The 18,367-nt window shown below is 67.5% G+C and carries 18 protein-coding genes and 2 pseudogenes; 12 read left to right on the top strand and 8 right to left on the bottom strand.

Annotation, left to right across the window (positions count from 1 at the left end; translation table 11 throughout):
• The 8 genes and pseudogenes from BMZ47_RS27980 to BMZ47_RS14195 form a co-directional block, all read left to right on the top strand.
• Positions 1 to 166, top strand: a pseudogene (locus tag BMZ47_RS27980) (IS110 family transposase); the annotation flags it as partial.
• A gap of 573 nt (positions 167 to 739) precedes the next feature.
• Positions 740 to 1,354, top strand: a complete 615-nt coding sequence (locus tag BMZ47_RS14225; protein WP_029358184.1) for a 2,3-bisphosphoglycerate-dependent phosphoglycerate mutase — start codon at positions 740 to 742, stop codon at positions 1,352 to 1,354.
• A 183-nt stretch (positions 1,355 to 1,537) separates the two neighbouring features.
• Entirely contained in the window at positions 1,538 to 2,599 is a 1,062-nt protein-coding gene (locus BMZ47_RS14220; protein ID WP_029358182.1) for a YeiH family protein, read from the top strand.
• Positions 2,600 to 2,700: 101 nt separating this feature from the next.
• Positions 2,701 to 3,840, top strand: coding sequence for an adenylate/guanylate cyclase domain-containing protein (locus BMZ47_RS14215; RefSeq protein ID WP_012322163.1), 1,140 nt, complete (start codon positions 2,701 to 2,703; stop codon positions 3,838 to 3,840).
• 196 nt (positions 3,841 to 4,036) lie between these two features.
• Entirely contained in the window at positions 4,037 to 5,260 is a 1,224-nt protein-coding gene (locus BMZ47_RS14210; RefSeq protein ID WP_012322162.1) for a molybdopterin-dependent oxidoreductase, read from the top strand.
• An 11-nt stretch (positions 5,261 to 5,271) separates the two neighbouring features.
• Complete coding sequence (locus BMZ47_RS14205; RefSeq protein ID WP_012322161.1) at positions 5,272 to 5,610, top strand: c-type cytochrome; 339 nt, start codon at positions 5,272 to 5,274, stop codon at positions 5,608 to 5,610.
• Between the two features lie 184 nt (positions 5,611 to 5,794).
• Positions 5,795 to 6,778 carry a beta-propeller fold lactonase family protein gene (locus BMZ47_RS14200; protein ID WP_012322160.1) on the top strand — a complete coding sequence of 328 codons (984 nt, stop codon included), beginning with the start codon at positions 5,795 to 5,797 and terminating at the stop codon, positions 6,776 to 6,778.
• Positions 6,779 to 6,857: 79 nt separating this feature from the next.
• Positions 6,858 to 7,943 (top strand): molybdopterin-dependent oxidoreductase, encoded by a 1,086-nt coding sequence (locus BMZ47_RS14195; protein ID WP_012322159.1) that lies wholly within the window; start codon positions 6,858 to 6,860, stop codon positions 7,941 to 7,943.
• A 6-nt stretch (positions 7,944 to 7,949) separates the two neighbouring features.
• On the opposite strand, the gene BMZ47_RS14190 is transcribed toward BMZ47_RS14195, so the two are convergent.
• The 5 genes from BMZ47_RS14190 to BMZ47_RS14170 form a co-directional block, all read right to left on the bottom strand.
• Positions 7,950 to 8,150 (bottom strand): hypothetical protein, encoded by a 201-nt coding sequence (locus tag BMZ47_RS14190; protein ID WP_012322158.1) that lies wholly within the window; start codon positions 8,148 to 8,150, stop codon positions 7,950 to 7,952.
• 101 nt (positions 8,151 to 8,251) lie between these two features.
• Entirely contained in the window at positions 8,252 to 9,142 is an 891-nt protein-coding gene (locus BMZ47_RS14185; RefSeq protein WP_012322157.1) for a LysR family transcriptional regulator, read from the bottom strand.
• Positions 9,139 to 9,945: an anti-sigma factor family protein gene (locus BMZ47_RS14180; protein ID WP_029358180.1), complete on the bottom strand. Its 807-nt coding sequence runs from the start codon at positions 9,943 to 9,945 to the stop codon at positions 9,139 to 9,141. Before BMZ47_RS14180 ends, BMZ47_RS14185 begins: the two co-directional genes overlap by 4 nt.
• Positions 9,942 to 10,451: an RNA polymerase sigma factor gene (locus tag BMZ47_RS14175; protein ID WP_012322155.1), complete on the bottom strand. Its 510-nt coding sequence runs from the start codon at positions 10,449 to 10,451 to the stop codon at positions 9,942 to 9,944. The genes BMZ47_RS14180 and BMZ47_RS14175 overlap by 4 nt, the downstream gene beginning before the upstream one ends.
• A gap of 43 nt (positions 10,452 to 10,494) precedes the next feature.
• The gene (locus tag BMZ47_RS14170) at positions 10,495 to 10,878 is read right to left on the bottom strand and encodes a COG4315 family predicted lipoprotein (RefSeq protein WP_012322154.1); all 384 of its coding nucleotides are present in this window, start codon (positions 10,876 to 10,878) and stop codon (positions 10,495 to 10,497) included.
• A 181-nt stretch (positions 10,879 to 11,059) separates the two neighbouring features.
• On the opposite strand from BMZ47_RS14170, the gene copM reads away from it, so the two are divergent.
• Both copM and BMZ47_RS14160 read left to right on the top strand, forming a co-directional pair.
• Positions 11,060 to 11,512, top strand: coding sequence for a CopM family metallochaperone (gene copM / locus BMZ47_RS14165; protein WP_012322153.1), 453 nt, complete (start codon positions 11,060 to 11,062; stop codon positions 11,510 to 11,512).
• A complete protein-coding gene (locus BMZ47_RS14160) occupies positions 11,509 to 12,945 on the top strand; it encodes a YncE family protein (protein WP_012322152.1) in 1,437 nt (478 codons plus the stop codon). The genes copM and BMZ47_RS14160 overlap by 4 nt, the downstream gene beginning before the upstream one ends.
• A 495-nt stretch (positions 12,946 to 13,440) precedes the next feature.
• Here the strand turns inward: BMZ47_RS14160 and BMZ47_RS14155 are convergent, their stop codons facing one another.
• The 3 genes and pseudogenes from BMZ47_RS14155 to BMZ47_RS14145 form a co-directional block, all read right to left on the bottom strand.
• Positions 13,441 to 13,806, bottom strand: coding sequence for a periplasmic substrate-binding domain-containing protein (locus BMZ47_RS14155; RefSeq protein WP_041372424.1), 366 nt, complete (start codon positions 13,804 to 13,806; stop codon positions 13,441 to 13,443).
• Positions 13,781 to 14,397: pseudogene (locus tag BMZ47_RS14150) on the bottom strand (transposase); the annotation flags it as partial. The gene BMZ47_RS14155 and the pseudogene BMZ47_RS14150, both read right to left, overlap by 26 nt.
• Positions 14,398 to 14,551: 154 nt before the next feature.
• Positions 14,552 to 15,226: a TetR/AcrR family transcriptional regulator gene (locus BMZ47_RS14145; protein ID WP_158682020.1), complete on the bottom strand. Its 675-nt coding sequence runs from the start codon at positions 15,224 to 15,226 to the stop codon at positions 14,552 to 14,554.
• A 183-nt stretch (positions 15,227 to 15,409) separates the two neighbouring features.
• Between BMZ47_RS14145 and BMZ47_RS14140 the strand changes: the two genes are divergently transcribed.
• Together BMZ47_RS14140 and BMZ47_RS14135 are read left to right on the top strand one after the other, a co-directional pair.
• Positions 15,410 to 16,801 carry an HlyD family secretion protein gene (locus BMZ47_RS14140; RefSeq protein WP_244413147.1) on the top strand — a complete coding sequence of 464 codons (1,392 nt, stop codon included), beginning with the start codon at positions 15,410 to 15,412 and terminating at the stop codon, positions 16,799 to 16,801.
• Positions 16,798 to 18,366, top strand: coding sequence for a DHA2 family efflux MFS transporter permease subunit (locus tag BMZ47_RS14135; RefSeq protein WP_012322141.1), 1,569 nt, complete (start codon positions 16,798 to 16,800; stop codon positions 18,364 to 18,366). Before BMZ47_RS14140 ends, BMZ47_RS14135 begins: the two co-directional genes overlap by 4 nt.
• Position 18,367 lies beyond the last annotated feature (1 nt).

Here is an 18,367-nt window from a genome sequence, read left to right as displayed (position 1 = left end):
GACGCGAAGCCGGGTGGACAGCGACCTGCGTGCATGGGGGCTGAAGCTGCGCGAGCGGCTGGGCTTCAAGCGCGCCGCCGTGGCCGTCGCACGCAAGCTGGCTGTCATCATGCATGCCATGTTGCGGTCCGGCCAACCCTACCTGGCGAAGGCTGCCATGGCCTGATCTCAGAACACCCGAGCTTGCCGCGCGTCAAAGCGCGTCGAGGCGTCCCTGCCGGGACGGGGGCGAACCATTCCGCCGAGGCTGTTGCACCCTGAGATCCTCACCGGCCCATCGAGTGCGCTTCACACATCGGAAGGTTCATCCTGCGAAGCCCCATCATGCGGCGGCTCATGCCGACCGCGAAGACGACCGTGCTCCCGGCAAACGACAGCCCGACGACCCGAAAAGGACTTGCTTTATGCCAAGCGATTAGACGACAGCCTCGGTCGATAGCAGGCCGTCCGCTTTTCCAGCCAGCCTTCTCCGAAACGGCCATTCTGCTTTCGGCCAGATCTGGTCATGCAGCCAGGAACTCCTGAATGACTGGAGTGGGTGGGAAGCAGCTTGGCTGCTTTCGGTCGCAAGACGTTCTAAAGCGGACCTAGGCTGAATCGCCGTCTCCGGATGGACGGTCCAACCCATCTCAGGGTCGAAGTTCGTAAAAGCCGGATGCCGTTTTCATCAGAGGCGATGCGACCGACGCGAAAGTGCGTTGCCTTGGGAGACAGAGTGATTCACGATCGCAAAGCCCCAATCACGCGACGTCTCGTGCTGGTCCGGCATGGCCAGAGCGTAGCCAACCGATCCGGTCTGTTCACGGGATTGCTGGACTCGCCCTTGACCGAGCAGGGTCGGATAGAAGCCGTGGCAGCCGGGCGGCGTTTGGCCGAGCGCAGCTGGCGCTTTTCCGATGCCTTCACCTCGACGCTGACGCGGGCCGTCGTGAGCGGCCGGCTTATCCTCGATACGCTCGGGCAACCCGGATTAATCCCTCAACGCTTCGCCGCGCTCGACGAGCGAGACTACGGCGACCTCAGCGGGCTCGACAAGACCGCCGCCGATGCGCGCTGGGGGGCGGAGCGGATCGAGACCTGGCGGCGCTCCTACGCCGAGGCGCCGCCGAACGGTGAGAGCCTGCGCGATACCGTCGCCCGCATCGTGCCATGCTACCTCCGATCCATCCTACCGGCGGTCATGGGCGGGGACGTGCTCGTCGTCGCCCACGGTAATTGCCTGCGGGCGCTCGTTATGGCGCTCGACGACCTCAGCCCGGCGGAGGTCGAGCACCTCGAACTCGCGACGGGCTCCGTCAGGATCTATGAGTTTGCTGCGGACACGACGATCGAGGCCCGCTGGATCGACGGTTGAATCCGCCTGTAGGCCCCCAAGAATGGGTCGCCTCACGCTTCGAAGGGATCCCCATTTGATCTAATTAAGTGATGGGAATTATCTAATCATTCCGTTGGAGTGAATGAAAGGGAAGTGGGATTCTCCGGCATCACATCGGAGCCACCCATGTCCGCCCCCAGACTTGTCTCCCACCCTCGATCGATGCGTGCCCTGGCCGGCACGAGAGCCATCCTTCCAGGACTGGGCCTCTGCGTGGCAGTTACCGCCGCAGCGGTCGGCTTCGAAGCCGTCGAGACGCACCTGTTCGGTCGCGCTTGGCTCGAAGCCCTGGTGCTGGCGATCCTCCTCGGGAGCGCGATCCGCACCGCCTGGACCCCGTCGCAGCGTTTCTTTCCCGGCATCGCCTTCGGGGCCAAGACCGTGCTGGAGATCGCGGTCGTAATGCTAGGCGCGTCGCTCAGCCTCGCGACGATCCTCGCCGCCGGCCCGGGCCTGCTCTTCGGCATCGCGGGCGTCGTCGTGGTCGCGATCCTGTCGAGCTACGGCATCGGCCGGGCGCTCGGACTGCATTCGCGCATGGCGATCCTCGTCGCCTGCGGCAACTCGATCTGCGGCAACTCGGCGATCGCCGCCACCGCCCCGGTGATCGGCGCCGACGGCGAGGACGTCGCCGCCTCCATCGCCTTCACCGCGGTGCTGGGCGTGCTGGTGGTGCTCGGCCTGCCGCTGCTGGTGCCGCTGCTCGGCCTGTCGCCGATGCAGTACGGCGTGCTCGCCGGCCTCACCGTCTACGCCGTGCCGCAGGTCCTCGCCGCCACCGCGCCGGTCGCGGCGCTCAGCGTCCAGGTCGGAACCCTGGTGAAGCTCGTCCGGGTGCTGATGCTCGGGCCGGTCGTTCTGATGCTCTCGCTCGGTGCGAGCCGGCTGCGCGAGGAGACCGACGAGGCCGCCCCCGGCGTCACCGCCGGTGACCGCCCGGCCCGCGGCGGCCTCGCGATCCAGCGCCTGGTGCCGTGGTTCATCCTCGCCTTCCTGGCGCTCGCGGGACTTCGCTCGGCCGGGCTGATCCCGCAGATCGCCCTCGCGCCGATGTCGGAGACCGCCAACGTGCTGACCGTGGTCTCGATGGCGGCGCTCGGCCTCGGGGTCGACGTGCGCAGCGTCGCCAAGGCCGGGGCGCGGGTGACCCTCGCTGTAATCGCCTCGCTCCTTGCCCTCGGCGCCGTCAGCCTCGGCCTAATCCATGTGCTCGGCCTCGTCTGATCTGCGCTAAGGCATCGATCCCACCCCTTGATGGAAGAATTGCCGTGACACGTTCGTCCCAATCTTCATCCGAGGCAGTCGCGCAGGCAACGGGATGGTTGATGGGGCCGGGTCGCGAAGCGGTGGACGCGGCAGCCCTTCTCGATGGGTTCAGTGCGTGCCTCTCGGGGCTCGGCCTGCCGCTGGCCCGCGCCACCACCCACGCGCCGACCCTGCATCCGTCGTTCCGGTGGGTGATGCGCGTCTGGCATCCAGGAACGTCGAGCCTAGCCCTGCGTCGCCGCCACGGCATCGAGGGCACGCCGACCTTCCACGGCAACACCGTCGAGCACGTGGTCGAGACGCGGACCCCACTCCAATGCCGTCTCGACGGGGATGGGCCGCTGCCGTTTCCCGTGCTTGGCGAGCTTCGCAACGAGGGTCTGACCGACTACCTCATCGCGCCGCTGCGCGCCGCGCGTGGACGCATGGGTGCCGCCTCCTGGGCCACGGCGAGACCGGGCGGCTTCACGCCGATCGAGATCGAGACGTTGCTGGCGCTGGTCGAGCCGTTCTCGCTGCTGTTCGAAATCAAGGCGCTCGACGACATGCTTGGCGCGGTCCTGAGCGCCTATGTCGGGCGCGACCCAGCGCGGCAAATCCTGGCCGGCACAGTGCGGCGCGGCGACGTACGCCTCATGCGGGCCGCGATGATGCTGACCGATCTGCGCGGGTTCGGTGAACTGTCCGACCGGCAAAGCCCCGACCATGTCGTGGCCGCCCTCAACCGGATGTTCGATGCCATCGTGCCGGCCGTCGAGGCGGAAGGCGGCGAGGTGCTAAAGTATATTGGTGACGGGCTGCTGGCCGTGTTCGATGCCGATCGCGACGAGGCCGAGGCGCGCCGTGCCGCCTTGCGTGCCGCCGAGGCCGCACTCGATGCGCTTGCGACCCTGCGCGACGGTGACAGGGCTGCCTTTGAGGTCGGCGTCGCACTTCATGTTGGGGAGGTCGCCTACGGCAATATCGGCGGCGGCGACCGGGTCGACTTCACGGCGATCGGCCGCGATCTCAACGTGCTCGCTCGCGTCGAGCGCCTGTGCAAGACCTACGACACGCCGCTGATCGCCACCGACACCTTCCTCCACGGCCTGGCGCATGCCCTCGAACCGCTCGGCATTGTCGCCCTTCGCGGTTTCGCCGAGCGTCACGCCTTGTTCGGGTGTCGCAGGACCGCGCCTGTCGAAGCACCGGCGGTCTGACGTCGAGACGATATCTGGCACCACCGGCGCGGAGATCCAAAATTCTCAAATCATCGCGTTGGGAGATCGTTCGCATCGCGAAAGACCGTTGGTGGGAATAAAACGCATCCCGTAGCATCTCCCTAGTCGCAAGGAATCGCCACGGGTCCGGTGCCCTCGAACGCATCGACGCCGACGAACTTTGAAGGGAGAGACCATGCACGGATTGGACAGACCGATGAACCGCCGCCTCCTGTTGGGCGGGCTCGGGCTCGGCAGCCTTGCCGCCGCGATGCCGGCCTGGGCCGCGGGCTCGGTGAAGCTGCCGCTACCCGGCGGCCCGGATGTGCGGGATCTCACGACGGCCTTTCCCGGCAAGGGCGAGATGATCCTCCAGCGTACCCATCCGCCGCTGCTGGAGACGCCGTTTGCGGTGTTCGATGAGGGCGTGTTCACCCCCAACGACCGCTTCTACGTGCGCTGGCACTGGGCCTCGATCCCAACCGAGGTTGATGCCGGCACCTTCCGTCTCAAGGTCCACGGTCATGTCGAGAAGGAACTCTCGCTCTCCCTCGATGCCATCGCCGGCCTGCCGCGCTTCGAGATCGCCGCGGTCAACCAGTGCTCGGGCAACTCCCGCGGGCTGTTCGAGCCGCGGGTTCCCGGCGCGCAATGGGCCAACGGCTCGATGGGCAACGCCCGCTGGACCGGGGTACGGCTGAAGGACGTGCTCGAAAGGGCCGGGGTGAAGGCCGGTGCCGTGCAGGTGCGTTTCAGCGGCCTCGACGAGCCGGTGGTCGACGACGCGCCGGACTTCAAGAAGTCGCTCGATCTCGACCACGCCAACAATGGTGAGGTGATGATCGCGTACGCGATGAACGGCGAACAGCTGCCGTTGCTCAACGGCTTCCCGCTTCGTCTCGTGGTGCCGGGCTGGTACTCGACCTACTGGGTCAAGATGCTGTCCGACATCGAGGTGCTGGACAAGCCCGACGATCAGTACTGGATGAAGACCGCCTACCGTATCCCGGACGTGCCGGGCGCCAACATCAAGCCCGGCCAGACCGGCTTCAAGACGGTACCGATCAACAGGATGGTGCCGCGCTCCTTCGTCACCAACCTGACCGACGGCGCCAAGGTGGCGGCCGGAACGCCGGTGGCCATCCGCGGTATCGCCTTCGGCGGCGATTGTGGGGTGAAGGCGGTGGACTTCTCCGGAGACGGCGGGGCGACGTGGTTCCCGGCGCAACTCGGCAAGGACGAGGGCCCCTACAGCTTCCGCCGCTTCGAGGGCAGCCTGCCGGCACTGGCCTCCGGAACCCACACGGTCAGGGTCCGCTGCACCAACACCAACGGCGTGGCGCAGGGCATGGACCGGGTCTGGAACGCCAACGGATTCATGCAGAACGGCATCGAGACCGTGTCCTTCCAGGCCGCTTGAGGAGATTAGCCATGAACCCGATCCATCCGGCAGCCCTCATCGCCGCACTCGCCCTGTCTCCCCTGGTCGCGCTCGCCGCCCCGGCCCCCGAGCCGATGCGCTTCACCTCGCAATCGATCCAGATGCCGACCTCCGACCGGATCTTCCCCGACGGGCCGGGGGCCGAGGCGGTCAATAACAACTGCCTCGCCTGCCACTCGGCCGGGATGGTGCTGACCCAGCCCAAGCTCACGAAGGCGCAGTGGACCGAGACCGTGAACAAGATGGTCCACGTCTACAAGGCGCCGGTCGATCAGGCCGACGTGCAGACCATCGTCGACTACCTCACGGCGTTGAAGCCGACGCCCTGAACCCCCGAATCCCGAGGCCGCCGCGTTTTTTCGCCGGCCTCGGGGAATAGACCGCCCTCGCTGGCATCTCCTTGAGGCGATGCATGGCCGGACCGGTCCCGCACGACGCAATCCGATTTCGAACCCGCCCGCACGGCCGGCCCCAGGCCGCCGGACGAGGGCGCATGCCCGAGAGACACGCTTCATGACCCATGTCCGTTCCAGCCTGCGCGCCCTCCTCGCCGGAGCTGCCTTGCTCCTCGCCCAGGGCCAGCCCGGATCCGCCGCCGGTTTCGACGGCGCGATCAAGAACAACGCGCTGGCCCTGAACGCTGCCGGCACAGTCGCCGCGGTGTCGAACAGCGAGGAGAGCGCCGTCATCGTCTACGATGTCGCCAAGGGGACGGTGCTGCGCCGCCTCGACGGCTTCGTGACGCCGCGCAACATCGTGTTCGCACCGGACGGCACCCGCTTCTACGTCTCCGACAGCGGCACCGGCCGGATCACGATCTACGAGACCGCCACAGGCAAGGAGGTCGGCATTCTCGCCGCCGGGCCAGGGGCCTTCGGCACCGTGCTCTCGGCCGACGGGGGCAAGCTCTACGTCAACAACGAGGCCGCGAGCACGCTGACCGTGTTCGACACCAAGACTATGCTCGCGGAGGCCGTGATCCCCGGCTTCGCGCAGCCGCGCCAGGGCGTGAAGCTGTCGCCCGACGGCAAGACCGTGTTCGTGACGAACTTCCTCGGCGACAAGATCACGTTGGTCGACACCGCCACGAACAAGATCACCGGCGAGATCGCCGGGTTCGACAAGCTGCGCGCCATCTCGATCACCAAGGACGGCAAGACGCTGTTTGCCGCCAACAGCGGCCGCAACACCGTTGGCGTGGTCGATGTCGCCGCCCGCAAGGTCACGTCCGAAGTCACGGTGGGCAAAGACCCCTACGGCGCCGCGCTGACCCCGGACGGGCGCTTCGTCTATTCGGGCAACCTCAAGGACAATTCGCTCTCGGTGATCGACACCGGTACACTCACCGTCGTCGCCACGGTGACCGGCCTGAACGAGCCGCGCCAAGCCATCGCGTTCTCGACCGACAACGCCCGCGCCTACGTCCTCAACCGCGATCTCAGCGTCGCCGTGGTCGATCGCGCGAAGAACGCGGTGGTTTCGACGATGAAGCCGTGAAGCGTCGCGCGTCGGGTGCCTACTCGGCTCCCGGCGCGTTCCCGGTGTCGACCCGTCACGAACGCAGGACAAAGACCCCATGCTCGGCCTGTTCCAGCGCAAGGACCGCCTCATCGTGCACGGAAAGGCGCCCTACAACGCCGAGCCGCCGCTCGATCGCCTTCGGGCGGCGTTCCTCACCGACCAGGCCGACTTCTACGTCCGCAGCCACGGCGACATCCCGGACCTCGACGCCGACGGCTACCGCCTGACCGTAGACGGGATGGTCGCCGCGCCGCTCGACCTCTCCGTCGCCGATCTGAAGGCGCGCTTCGCGCCCGTCACCGTCACGGCGGTGATGCAATGCGCCGGCAATCGCCGGGCCGACATGCTGGCTGTGGCGCCGGTTTCCGGCGATCCGTGGGCGCCCGGTGCCATCGGCAACGCGGAATGGACCGGCGTGCGGCTCGCCGACGTGCTGTGCGCTGCCGGCATCGATGCGGATGATGGGCGCCACGTCGCCTTCGAGAGCCACGACCGGATCGCGGACACGGACACGCGCTTCGGCGCCTCAATCCCGCTCGCCAAGGCGCTGGCCCCCGAGACGCTGCTTGCCTTCGCGATGAACGGCGAGCCTCTCGCCCCCGAGCACGGCCATCCCTTGCGCGTGGTGGTGCCGGGATTTGCCGGCATCCGCAGCCCGAAATGGCTCGCCCGCATCACGGTGCAGGACCGGCCCTCCGACAACCCGATGCAGGCCGACGACTACAAGCTGTTTCCGCCCGACGTGACGGCCGAGACCGCCGAGCCGGCCCACGGCATCACCATCGAGGCGATGCCGCTCAACAGCGCGATCTGCGAGCCCGCCCGCGGCGCGGCGTTGAAGGCCGGCCGGCACGCGATCCGCGGCTACGCCATCGCCAGCGACCGCGCGGTCGCCCGGGTCGACGTCTCGACGGATGGCGGCCGCAGCTGGGCGCAGGCCCGGATCGAGCGCGATGCCGACGCGCCCTACGCCTGGACGTTCTGGGAGATCGAGCGCGAGCTGACCGCTGGCGAGCACGAACTCGCGGTGCGGGCCTGGGATTCCGCCGGCCAGACCCAGCCGGCCGCTCCCGACGACACCTGGAACTACAAGGGCTACCTCAGCGCCGCCTGGCACCGGGTGCGGGTGACCGTCGCCTGATGACCCTCACGCCCGGAGCAGGGCGGTGGCCGCGAGGACCGAGATCGCGATCGGCAGGGCCGCGATCCCGACGGTGAGGAGGCGCGGCATCATCGGGATCTCGGCATGGGCGAGTCGCGCCCGGATCGCCCGGTCCCGCCACACGGCGCCGGAGAATGAGGCGATCAGCGTCAGCGACAGCACCTTCGGCGGCCAGACCGCCAGCACCTCCCGCAGGAAGCGCTAAGCGGCCAGGCCGACGCCGAGTCCGGTCCTTGGCGAGCCTCACCCGCGGGTCGTCGGGGGGGGCACGGGTTTCGCAGGCTCGCTCATCCGGGATCCGACGTTGCGATGAGTTCGAGCAGCGCGTCGGCGGCCCGACTGCGGTAGCGCTCCTTGTGGCGCAGCACCCGGAAGGGTCGGCTGGGCAACTCGAACGCCGCCCGCACCAGGGTCCCGGCCCGAATCGCGGCGGCGACCACGGTCTCGGACAGGACGGTGGCCCCGCCCCCGGCCTCGACGGCGGCGCGCACCGCCTCGTTCGAGGGCAGTTCGAGCGTGACCCGGAGTTGGGCCGGGGCGAGGCCAGCCTCCGTGAGCGCCGCCTCGAAGGCCGAGCGGGTTCCCGATCCAGCCTCGCGCAGCACCCAATCGGCCCCGGCGAGGTCTTCGGGTGCGAGGGCGGTCGCCCCGGCGAAGTGATGGTTTGGGGCGACCACGAGAACGAGTTGGTCCCGCGCGATGGTGGTGCTCGCAAGCGTCGGGTCGTCCAACGCCCCCTCGACGAAGCCGAGTTCGGCCTGCCCGGCGCGCACCGCGTCGGCGGCGTCGGTGGTGTTGCCCACGGCCAAGCGCAGGGCGATCTCAGGGTAGGTGCGGCGGAAGGCGACGAGGTGGCGCGGCAACCAATCGCTCGCGATGGTCTGGCTGGCGTAGAGCGCCAGCGTCCCGCGTCGCATGCCGCTGAGGTCGGCGAGCACAAGTTCGGCGGCCTCGGCCCGGGCGAGCACGGCGCGGGCCTCGACGAGGAACACGCGCCCCGCTTCGGTCAGTTCGATCCCGCGGCCAACCCGGTGAAACAGCTTCGTCGCGTGCCGCCCCTCGATGTTGGCGATCGCCGTGCTGACCGCCGACTGGACGAGGTTCAGCGCCTCGGCGGCCCGCGTCACGTGCTGCCGCTCGGCCACCGCCACGAAGATGCGAAGCTGGTCAAGGGTCATGGCTGCCGACGATCCGGCGCGAGGCCGCGGACCTGCGCATCGACCGCCTGCGCGACGGTGAGCAGCCGGGCCTCGTCGGTGCGGCCGGTGACGACGTAGGACATGCCACCATCGACCCAGGAGAAGGCAGCGATGTCGCCCTCGCGGGCGAAGCGGAAGAGTGTGCGGCCGTCGCCGTCACCGACGCGGCTGTAGAGCGTCAGCCGGGTGCCGCGGTCGTCGTCGTACATCAACATCGCCGCGGGCTCGGTGCCAGCCGGCAACAGGCGCCCGCCCATCAGCCGGAAGCCCTGCGCCGAGAGGTCGGGGGCCGCGACCGCGTGACCGAGACGCTTCGAGAGCCACGTCACGAGGTGGGGCTTCTCGTCGGCGCGCACCTCCACCGGATGCACCGCCTCGACCACGAAGGTGCGGAAGGCTGCGACCGCGTCCTGCGTCGCCGGTGCCTCCGCCACCGCCACCGCGGGCACACCGTGCAGGGCATGGCCGACCCAGCCGCCGGCGCCGCCGAGCGCGAGGCAGAGCACGGCCGCAGCCGCCATGGGGAACCAGCTTGCGCCAGGGTACAGGTGTCGCGAGCGGATGTTGGCCACCCGCAGTCGCGCCGGGATCGCCTCCTCGGCGATCGGCGCGAGGCGGGCGCGCAGGCGCTCGCGCAGAACTCGGTCCGTCGAGACTTCAGCCGCACGCGCGGGGTTCCCCGCGAGCCACGCCTCGACCAGCGCCTGCCGCTCCGGTTCAAGGCGGCCGTCGATCAGGCCGTGCAGGTCGTCCTCGCCGACCGGGCGCGGATCCCCGCTCATTTAACCCTCCTCAGCAGGCCTGTCCGGCCCGTCTCCAGAAATCCGCGCATCCGCGTGCGCGCCCGGCTCAATCGCGACATCACCGTGCCGAGCGGCACCCCGAGCACCTGTGCCGCCTCGGCATAGGACAGGTCCTCCACCGCCACGAGGAGCAGCACCGAGCGCTGCTCCTCGGGCAGGGTGTCGAGCCCGGCGAGCACGTCGCGGGCTCCCAAAGCTGCCCCCGGGTCGGCGCTCGGATCCGGCACCTGCTCCAACGCTTCCGCGCCGAGATCGGCGCCGCGCCGGCCCCGGCGCCGGACGGCGGCCAGGAACAGGTTGCGCTCGATCGTGAACAACCACGCCCGCAGGTCGCCGTCGCGGCGACGCCCGGACCAAGCGGACAATGCCCGCTCCAGGGTGTCCTGGACGAGGTCGTCCGCCGCTTCGCGATCCCGAAGCAGCGCGACCGCGTAGCGCCGCAGGGCCGGGATCTGCGGTTCGATCAGGGCGGCGATCTCGTCCAACGACGTGTCCCAATCAGAAGGAGCCGATCCGGGCATTCACCGATCAGGGCTTGGCGATGTGCCACGCACCGTTGAGGAAGCCGTCACCGGTGGTGTCGCCCGGCTTGGTGTCCTTGGCGAAGGTGTAGAGCGGCTTGCCCTTGTAGGCCCACTGCATCGTGCCGTCGTCCCGGGTCACCGTCGTCCAATCGCCGGAGGCCGCCGATCCGGAGGCCGCCGTCAGGGCCGGCCAGTTGGCGGCGCAGGGGCCGTTGCACATCGACTTGCCGCCCATGTCCTTGTCGAAGGTGTAGAGGGTCATGTTCTTGGCATCCACGAGCGCCGGCCCCTTGGCGGTCTCGGCCGTCATGGCGGGCGCGGCGGCCTGGGCGGCCACGGCGGAGAAGGCGACAGCCGCGAAGGCGGTGCGGATCAGCAGATTGCGCATGGGTGAAGTCTCCCGCGGTCGAGCATGACCGCATCGGGAGGGATGCGGAACGGGCGCCTTTATTCCGCGGACACACGAAAAAAGGCGATCCCATCGGCGTGAACGCTTTTTCGGCCCCGCCGCGGAATAAAGCCGGTCCTCTGGCATCCCTTCCATCGACACCGGATCGGGAGGAGGCCGCATGCGCGGAGCATTGGGATTTGCCGTGACGGCGGCGCTGATGGCGAGCGGCCTCGTCGGCGGCCGGATGATGATGCGCCCGACGCTGGCCGCCAGCGAGCCGCCGGCCGCGTCGTCGACGTCGTTCGACGCGATGATGGCGCAGTCGATGACGCGGATGCACGCCGACATGATGGTTCCGCCCTCGGGCGATCCCGACCGCGATTTCGCCGCGATGATGATCCCCCACCACGAGGGCGCGATCGCGATGGCCAAGGCGGAGCTGCTCTACGGCAAGGATCCGGTCCTGCTTCGCCTCGCGCAGGGAATCGTCGTCGAGCAGGGCCAGGAGATCGATGTGATGCGCCGTGCGCTCGCCGGACTTCCCAAAGCGCCGCAGCCATCGACTGGTGCGGCCCATTCCCACGACCACGGTGCGGCCCCCGCCGCCATGCCCTCGGAGACCCGCCGATGAAGACCGCCCTGACGATCCTCGCCCTCGCGCTGCTCTCCGGCCCGGCGCTTGCCGGGCAGGCCCCGGGCGCAGCGTCCGCCCCGGACGTGCCGGTTAGCGGCAAGGATCGGTTCTACACTTCCGACCAGTTCTCCAACACGGTCTCGGTGGTCGATCCCGCCGCCAACACCCTGCTCGGAGTGATCCGGCTCGGCGACCCGACGCCGATGAACCTGAGCCCGCTCTATCGCGGGCAGCTTCTGGTTCACGGCATGGGCTTCTCGCCGGACCACAGGACCCTGCTCGCGGTCTCGATCGGTTCGAACTCCGTGAGCTTCATCGACACGGCGACCAACGCGGTCCGCCACACCGCCTATGTCGGCCGCTCGCCGCACGAAGCCTTCTTCACGCCGGACGGCCGAGAGGTCTGGGTGAGCGTGCGCGGCGAGGACCATATCGCGGTGCTCGATGCCGCCACCGCCAAGGAGACCCGCCGGATCACCGTACCGAACGGGCCCGGCATGACGATCTTCTCGCCGGACGGCACCTACGGCTACGTCTGCTCCAGCTTCAGCCCCGAGACCGTCGTCATCGACACCAAGACCCACACCATCGTCGGCCGCGTGAAGCAGGAGAGCCCGTTCTGCCCCGACATCGCCGCGACGCCGGACGGCAAGCAGGTGTGGTTCACCCTCAAGGATGTCGGCCGCACCCAGGTGTTTTCGGCGCGTCCGCCCTTCGCGCCGCTGAAGACGATCGAGACCGGGCCGATCACCAACCACGTCAACATCGTCTCGACCAAGGCCGGCCAGTTCGCCTACGTGACGATCGGCGGCCTGAACCAGGTCAAGGTGTTCCGCACCGACGACTTCTCTCAGGTCGCCACCATCGCGACCGGCGCCCTGCCGCACGGGCTCTGGCCCTCGGGCGACGGCAGCCGCGTCTATGTCGGCCTGGAGAACGCCGACACGGCGGCGGTGATCGACACCGCGTCGAACACGGTGATCGCTGAGGTGCCGGTCGGGCAGGGTCCGCAGGGCGTCGCCTACGTCCCGAACGCCGTGCCGGAGGGCGACGGAAAGCAGAACCTCCAGCCGCTGGGAGCCGCCGGCAAGACCAGCGCGCTGACGCTCGCCGGTTCCGATGGCAAGCCGGCGACGCAGGTCACCCTGTTCGACCAGGGCGTGCTGCAGACGCTGCAGGCCGCGGTCACGGGACTGCCCCCGAAGATGCCCTTCGTGCTGGCGCTCGCCGCCGATCCGAAGGGAGCGACCGGCCTGGAGCCGCTCGCCGCCTTCATGACCAACCCGGCCGGCGCGGCCATCGTCAACGCGATCGGTCCGATCCGACAGGTCACCCGCACGGATGCCGGCGCTAGCCGGCGCTACCTCGTGGTGGTCTCGGGCAAGCCCGGTGAACTCGGCAGTGTCGTCCAGATGCAGACTGTGGATTGATCGAGTGGGGGGCGCTAGTTCGGAAGGCGAACACTCATAAGAGTACCTTGGCGGCGCGAGCCCAGTTTCGATGTCTGCTTTCGAGAACGACGTCGGACTGCTTCTACGGCGCAGTTGGGTCGATATCAGACCGGCCGTTCTGAGCCGTTTCGTCTTCCTCTGAACGATACCATCGAAGAGATTGGAGAGAACAAAGGTGGTGTGATCAGCGAGTGATATCACGGCAATCCGGTGCGGCTCGGCTAAGCCGGTTAGCCCTGGAAGGCAGTGGATCGCGGCGTTCAGGAGCTACGCTGGCTGCTCGTTGATACCAGTTCCTGATGGCTTCGGCTCTGATCGGTACGACCGCTCGGAGTGGAAACGCGACCTTCTGCTTTTGGGCCGGAAAGGCCAGAAAGCCGACGGCCTTAGCCGTATCGCCCGCTCTTCTGACGAGCACGAACGCCCAGCATCTATCCGGCGAGAACCGTCGCCTTCGTCACGCTCAGTAGACCTCTAGGACGCTCGCCGCACGTTCCAGAACACGGACAGGTTCTTGACCACGTCCCGGAGATCGTCCCGATAGGCAGTCCGGCTGAGATACTGGCCGAGGGGCAGGTAGGGCACCTCCTGCATCGCCAGCGCCTGGATATCGTGGGCGATCTTCCGGCGGCCGTCCTCGTCCGGCGCCTCGATCCAGGCCCCACGCATGGCCTCGATCTGCGGGAGGTCGGGCCAGCCGAAGAAGCCCGTCTGCACGCCGCCGCAGCGCAGCACCTGCTCTACCGCCGGGTTCAGCATGTCGAAGCCGGACCAATCGGTGCAGAAGATGTTCCAGCCACCCTGGTCCGGAGGCGCCTTGTTGGCCCGGCGGGTGACCATGTGGCTTGTCGCCGGCATAGCCGGCGTCAGCGAAGGCCTTGGTGATGAACAGGAAGGTCCAGCGCGACAGGCACAGCACCGGCGCGGCCCCGTCGCGGTCATGTACGTCGGCACGCTGAAGATCTAGGACGAGCGTGCGCCCGTCCATGTCGAGCAGCGCTTGGCGCTTGCACCCTTTGACCCTCTTACCGGCATCGTAGCCGCGCGGACAGCCGCTTTCCGTCGTCTTGATGCTTGGGCTGTCGAGGACCGCGGCGGACGGTGAGGCTTCCCGTCCTATCCGCCCGCGATCAAGCATGTCGAGGCGGTGGTTGATCCGGCCGAGCAGCTTTGTGTCAGGCCAGCGGCTGAAGTAGCCGAACGTCGTCGAACGCGGCGGCAGATCCTTAAGTATCAACCGCCATGAGCTTTCACCTCCCAGAACGAAGAAGATGGCGTTCAAGACCTCCCGTGTCGTCCAGAGGCGAGGCCGGCCACAGGCGTTGGCCTTGGCATCAGTGGCTCGATTACCGCCTACTCGGCGTCGGTGAGGTCGGTTTCATGGCGACGACCAACGCGGCTATGCTGCCGCCGGGTGGTCGGGGTCCACATGACGCTTCCACGTCAGGCTTCGGCGCCCTCCTGGAATCATCGCCATCCCGGCCACTCAACCCCGCCTCAGATCCTCACCGGACGGGCCCCAAGATGGCGAGGCTCCCCGATGAGCAAGGTGAAGCCATGGCAGCCGCAAAGCCCGAGTGAACGGTCATTTCGCCCCGCCGCCTCCGGCCCCACCTCGATGATAGACGCTGAGGAAGATCCGCACGGCCTCGCCGACGTGGCGTTCGATCTGCTCAGGGCTGGAGTCGTCCAGGTGCGGAATGAAGAGGCGAACCGGCAGGATTTTCCCCATGATCAGTCCGATGAACATGTTCGCAGCGAGCTGCGGGTCGTCCCCGATGAAATCGCCGCGGGCCCGAGCATCCGTAAGGTACGAGGTCAGCTTGGCGAGCGTCCGGCCAGGCGCCATCGCGTAGAACGCCTCGCCGAGCGCGGGATTGCGGGGCACTTCGCCGACGATGATGCACCCTAGCGCCGACACTTCCGGCATGACCATTGCCCCAAAGAGGCTCATACCGACAGATTCCAGGACGGTCGGGAGTGGCCCCGTACTTTCGAGGTCGGTCTCGATCCGCTGGCGAAGTTCCTGGGTGCGATTGCCCACCACCTCGATGAACATCTCGTCCTTGGAGCCGAAGTGACGGTACACCGTCTCAGTCGAAGCGCCGGCCTCGACCGCCACTAACCGCATCGTCGTCTCTGCGAAGCCGTGCTTGAGAAACACGCGCTCCGCGACCTCCGCGATCTCGCCGCGCCGCTCCTCACCACGCGAAACACGAACCCATGATCGCTTGCCTGAACCGGGCGTTTCGCTTGACATCGGCATCATCTTCCAGAAAAGAAACGAAACGTTCGGTTCGTATGCATCACGCCGTCATGGCAGCAAACGTACAGGTCGTCTCGCCGGTTGCCGTGCGAAGGTTAAGGGTGATCTCCCCACATGCGCGCAGACGACCTGGACGGCCCGTACGCACCGTCGAGAGGGCCCTCGGATCGACGTGACGTGCTCGACATCGGCTCTTTGGACCGCACCCGGTCCCGGTACGAAGACCGCCGCCTTGAGGATGCCGATGCGTGGCGCGGCCGTGTAGAGAGCCGCTCACACTCGGATGGGGACCGATCCCGCCGACGCCGTGACGAACGATCCGGGCAGGAATACCGGGACGACGAGCCTCGTCGCCGGGGCCGCGGCGACGAGGACCGACGCGACATTCGTTCCAATAACGGACGCGACCGCGACGAGGCGGAGGGGCAGGACGACCGGAAAGGCTCCGGATCGGACAGGGAAGACGATGAAGACGACCGCAAAGGCTCCGGGGCGGGCAAAGACGAAGCCGAAGGCGACAAGCGAGCTCGGAGGAAACGACGGCCGCTCGTCATCGGCATCGCGGCGGTGGTCCTACTGCTGCTCGCCGGCGGCGGCCTGTACTACTGGCTCTCGACGCGCGGGAAGATTAGCACCGACGATGCCTACACCGACGGGAATATCGTCAACGTCGCCCCGCAGGTCGCCGGACAGGTCATCGCCCTGGATGTCACGGACAACCAGTTCGTCCGCAAGGGCGATCCGCTCTTCCGCATTGACCCGCGGCAGTTCAGGTTCAGCCGCGAGCAGGCCCAGGGCCAACTCGACGCCAGCAACGCGCAGGTCGCCAACCAGAAGCTCGGCGTCGAGATCGCCAGGAAGAACTTTCCCGCCGCGCTCCAGCTCGCACAGGCCAACCTCGACTCGGCCAAGGCCAACCTCGCCCTGCAGCAGGCGAACTACGACCGTCAGAGGAGCCTGCCGAAGCTCGCCACGACTCAGCAGGACGTCGACACTACCGCGGCGAACTACCAGCAGGCTAAGGCACAGGTCGAGCAGGCGCAGGCGCGCCTCGTCCAGGCCATGCCGGTTCAGCAGAACATCGGTCAGTCCGAGCAGCAGGTCGACCAGCTTAAGGGCCAGGCCGAACAGGCCAAGGCGCAAGTCGAGCAGGCTGACCTGAACATTGAGTGGAGCGTGGTGCGCGCGTCTCAGGACGGCTGGGTCACGAAGCGCAACGTCAACGCCGGCGACTACCTGTCAGCCGGCCAGCAAGTGATGTCGCTCGTCACCACCGACGTCTGGGTGACGGCCAACTACAAGGAGACTGAACTCGACGGCATGCGCCCCGGGCAACGGGTCAAGATTGCCATCGACGCCTACCCCGACCTCGATCTGGAGGGCCACGTGGATTCGATCCAGCGCGGCTCCGGCTCTAAGTTTTCCGCCTTCCCGGCCGAGAACGCCACCGGCAACTTCATCAAGATCGTTCAGCGCGTGCCGGTGAAGATCGTCATCGACGGCGGTCTGAAGAAGGACGAGCCGCTGCCGCTCGGCATCAGCGTCGTACCGACGGTGATGCTCAAATGAGCGACGCCTCGAACGGTCGAAAATCCGCCCACAACCCTTGGCTCGTCGCCATCGCGGTCACGCTGGCGGCGTTCATGGAGGTGCTCGACACCACCATCGTCAACGTGGCGCTGCCCTACATCGCCGGCTCGCTCGCGGCCTCGAACGACGAGGCGACCTATACCCTGACAGCCTACCTCGTCGCCAACGGTATTGTGCTGACCATCGCTGGCTGGCTGTCCGACACCATCGGACGCAAGCGCTACTTCCTGATCTGCATCGGCATGTTCACGGTGTCGTCGTTCCTGTGCGGCATCTCGCAGAGCCTTGGGCAGATCATCGTCTTCCGCCTGATGCAGGGCTTCTTCGGCGGCGGCCTGCAGCCGAGCCAGCAGGCAATCATCCTCGACACCTTCCCGCCGGCCAAGCGCGGGGCCGCCTTCGGCGTCACGGCCGTGGCGACCGTCGTCGCCCCCGTCCTCGGGCCGACGCTGGGCGGCTACCTCGTCGAGCATTCGACCTGGCGCTGGATTTTCTTCATCAACGTGCCGGTCGGGATCTTCACCTTCTTCGTCAACGCATACCTCGTTCAGGACCCACCAGACGAGAAGAAGAAGCGCGCCCGCGGCCTCGACTACGTCGGCCTGTCGCTCATCGTCATCGGCATCGGCTGCATGCAGGTCATGATCGACCGTGGCGAGGTCAACGGCTGGTTCAGCTCGTCCTTCATCCGGATAATGGCCGTCATCGCATTCCTGGGAATTTTCGGCGCGATCTGCTGGCTGCTGATCGCCGACGAGCCGGTCGTAGACCTCAACGTTTTCAAGGACCGGAACTTCTCCGTCGGCTGCCTGCTCATCGGTGCGGTCGGGGCACTGCTTTATGGCGGATCCGTCCTTACTCCTAACTTCGCCCAGCAGGTGCTGGGCTACACGGCGCTTGATTCCGGCTTCATCTTGTCGCCGGGAGGCATCGCGGTCATCTTCCTGATCCCCGTCGTCGCCGTAGCGATGAAGTTCGTCCAGACCCGCTACATCATCATGTTCGGGTTCGCCTTCACGGGCGCCGCGATGTTCTATTCAAGCTTTCTTGCTCCCGACGTCGACTTTCGGACACTGGTCTGGATGCGCACGCTGCAGACGGCGCCACTCGCCTTCCTGTTCGTGCCGATCTCCACGATCGCCTACCTGACCCTGCCGGACCGCTACCGCAGCGACGGATCCGCCTTGTTCTCCATGTTCCGCAACGTGTTCGGCTCCGTCGGGATCTCCCTCTCGACCGCCGCGGTGACGGAACGAACGCAGGCCGACCAAGCCCATCTCTCGTCGTTCATGACGCCCCTACGCCACGGCTACAACCTGCTAATTCAGGAAAGCGAGCACACGCTCCGGTCCCTTGGGCGGGCGGCGTCGTTGGTGCACCAGCAGGCTGTCGCGCATACCTACCAGACCTTCACGAAGCAGGCCCAAGTGCTCGCCTACGGCAACGTGTACCAGTACGCGGCGGTCCTGGCGTTCCTCGTCGTACCCCTATGCCTGTTGATCTCGGCCAAGACCGCGCAAGGCGAAGGCGGCGGGGGACACTGAC

Source organism: Methylobacterium brachiatum (genome assembly GCF_900113845.1).
Classification (GTDB): domain Bacteria; phylum Pseudomonadota; class Alphaproteobacteria; order Rhizobiales; family Beijerinckiaceae; genus Methylobacterium; species Methylobacterium brachiatum.
Note: the sequence above shows the minus strand (reverse complement) of the source record. Positions and strands in the feature narration are given on the sequence as shown.

Bases quoted from the DNA above. Each gene is read 5' to 3' on its own strand.
- BMZ47_RS14135 (WP_012322141.1), top strand. From the start codon at position 16,798: ATGAGCGACGCCTCGAACGGTCGAAAATCCGCCCACAACCCTTGGCTC.
- BMZ47_RS14195 (WP_012322159.1), top strand. From the start codon at position 6,858: ATGCTCGGCCTGTTCCAGCGCAAGGACCGCCTCATCGTGCACGGAAAG.
- BMZ47_RS14220 (WP_029358182.1), top strand. From the start codon at position 1,538: ATGCGTGCCCTGGCCGGCACGAGAGCCATCCTTCCAGGACTGGGCCTC.
- BMZ47_RS14160 (WP_012322152.1), top strand. From the start codon at position 11,509: ATGAAGACCGCCCTGACGATCCTCGCCCTCGCGCTGCTCTCCGGCCCG.
- BMZ47_RS14210 (WP_012322162.1), top strand. From the start codon at position 4,037: ATGCACGGATTGGACAGACCGATGAACCGCCGCCTCCTGTTGGGCGGG.
- BMZ47_RS14170 (WP_012322154.1), bottom strand. From the start codon at position 10,878: ATGCGCAATCTGCTGATCCGCACCGCCTTCGCGGCTGTCGCCTTCTCC.
- BMZ47_RS14200 (WP_012322160.1), top strand. From the start codon at position 5,795: ATGACCCATGTCCGTTCCAGCCTGCGCGCCCTCCTCGCCGGAGCTGCC.
- BMZ47_RS14145 (WP_158682020.1), bottom strand. From the start codon at position 15,226: ATGTCAAGCGAAACGCCCGGTTCAGGCAAGCGATCATGGGTTCGTGTT.
- BMZ47_RS14185 (WP_012322157.1), bottom strand. From the start codon at position 9,142: ATGACCCTTGACCAGCTTCGCATCTTCGTGGCGGTGGCCGAGCGGCAG.
- BMZ47_RS14205 (WP_012322161.1), top strand. From the start codon at position 5,272: ATGAACCCGATCCATCCGGCAGCCCTCATCGCCGCACTCGCCCTGTCT.
- BMZ47_RS14180 (WP_029358180.1), bottom strand. From the start codon at position 9,945: ATGAGCGGGGATCCGCGCCCGGTCGGCGAGGACGACCTGCACGGCCTG.
- copM (WP_012322153.1), top strand. From the start codon at position 11,060: ATGCGCGGAGCATTGGGATTTGCCGTGACGGCGGCGCTGATGGCGAGC.
- BMZ47_RS14155 (WP_041372424.1), bottom strand. From the start codon at position 13,806: ATGGTCACCCGCCGGGCCAACAAGGCGCCTCCGGACCAGGGTGGCTGG.
- BMZ47_RS14215 (WP_012322163.1), top strand. From the start codon at position 2,701: ATGGGGCCGGGTCGCGAAGCGGTGGACGCGGCAGCCCTTCTCGATGGG.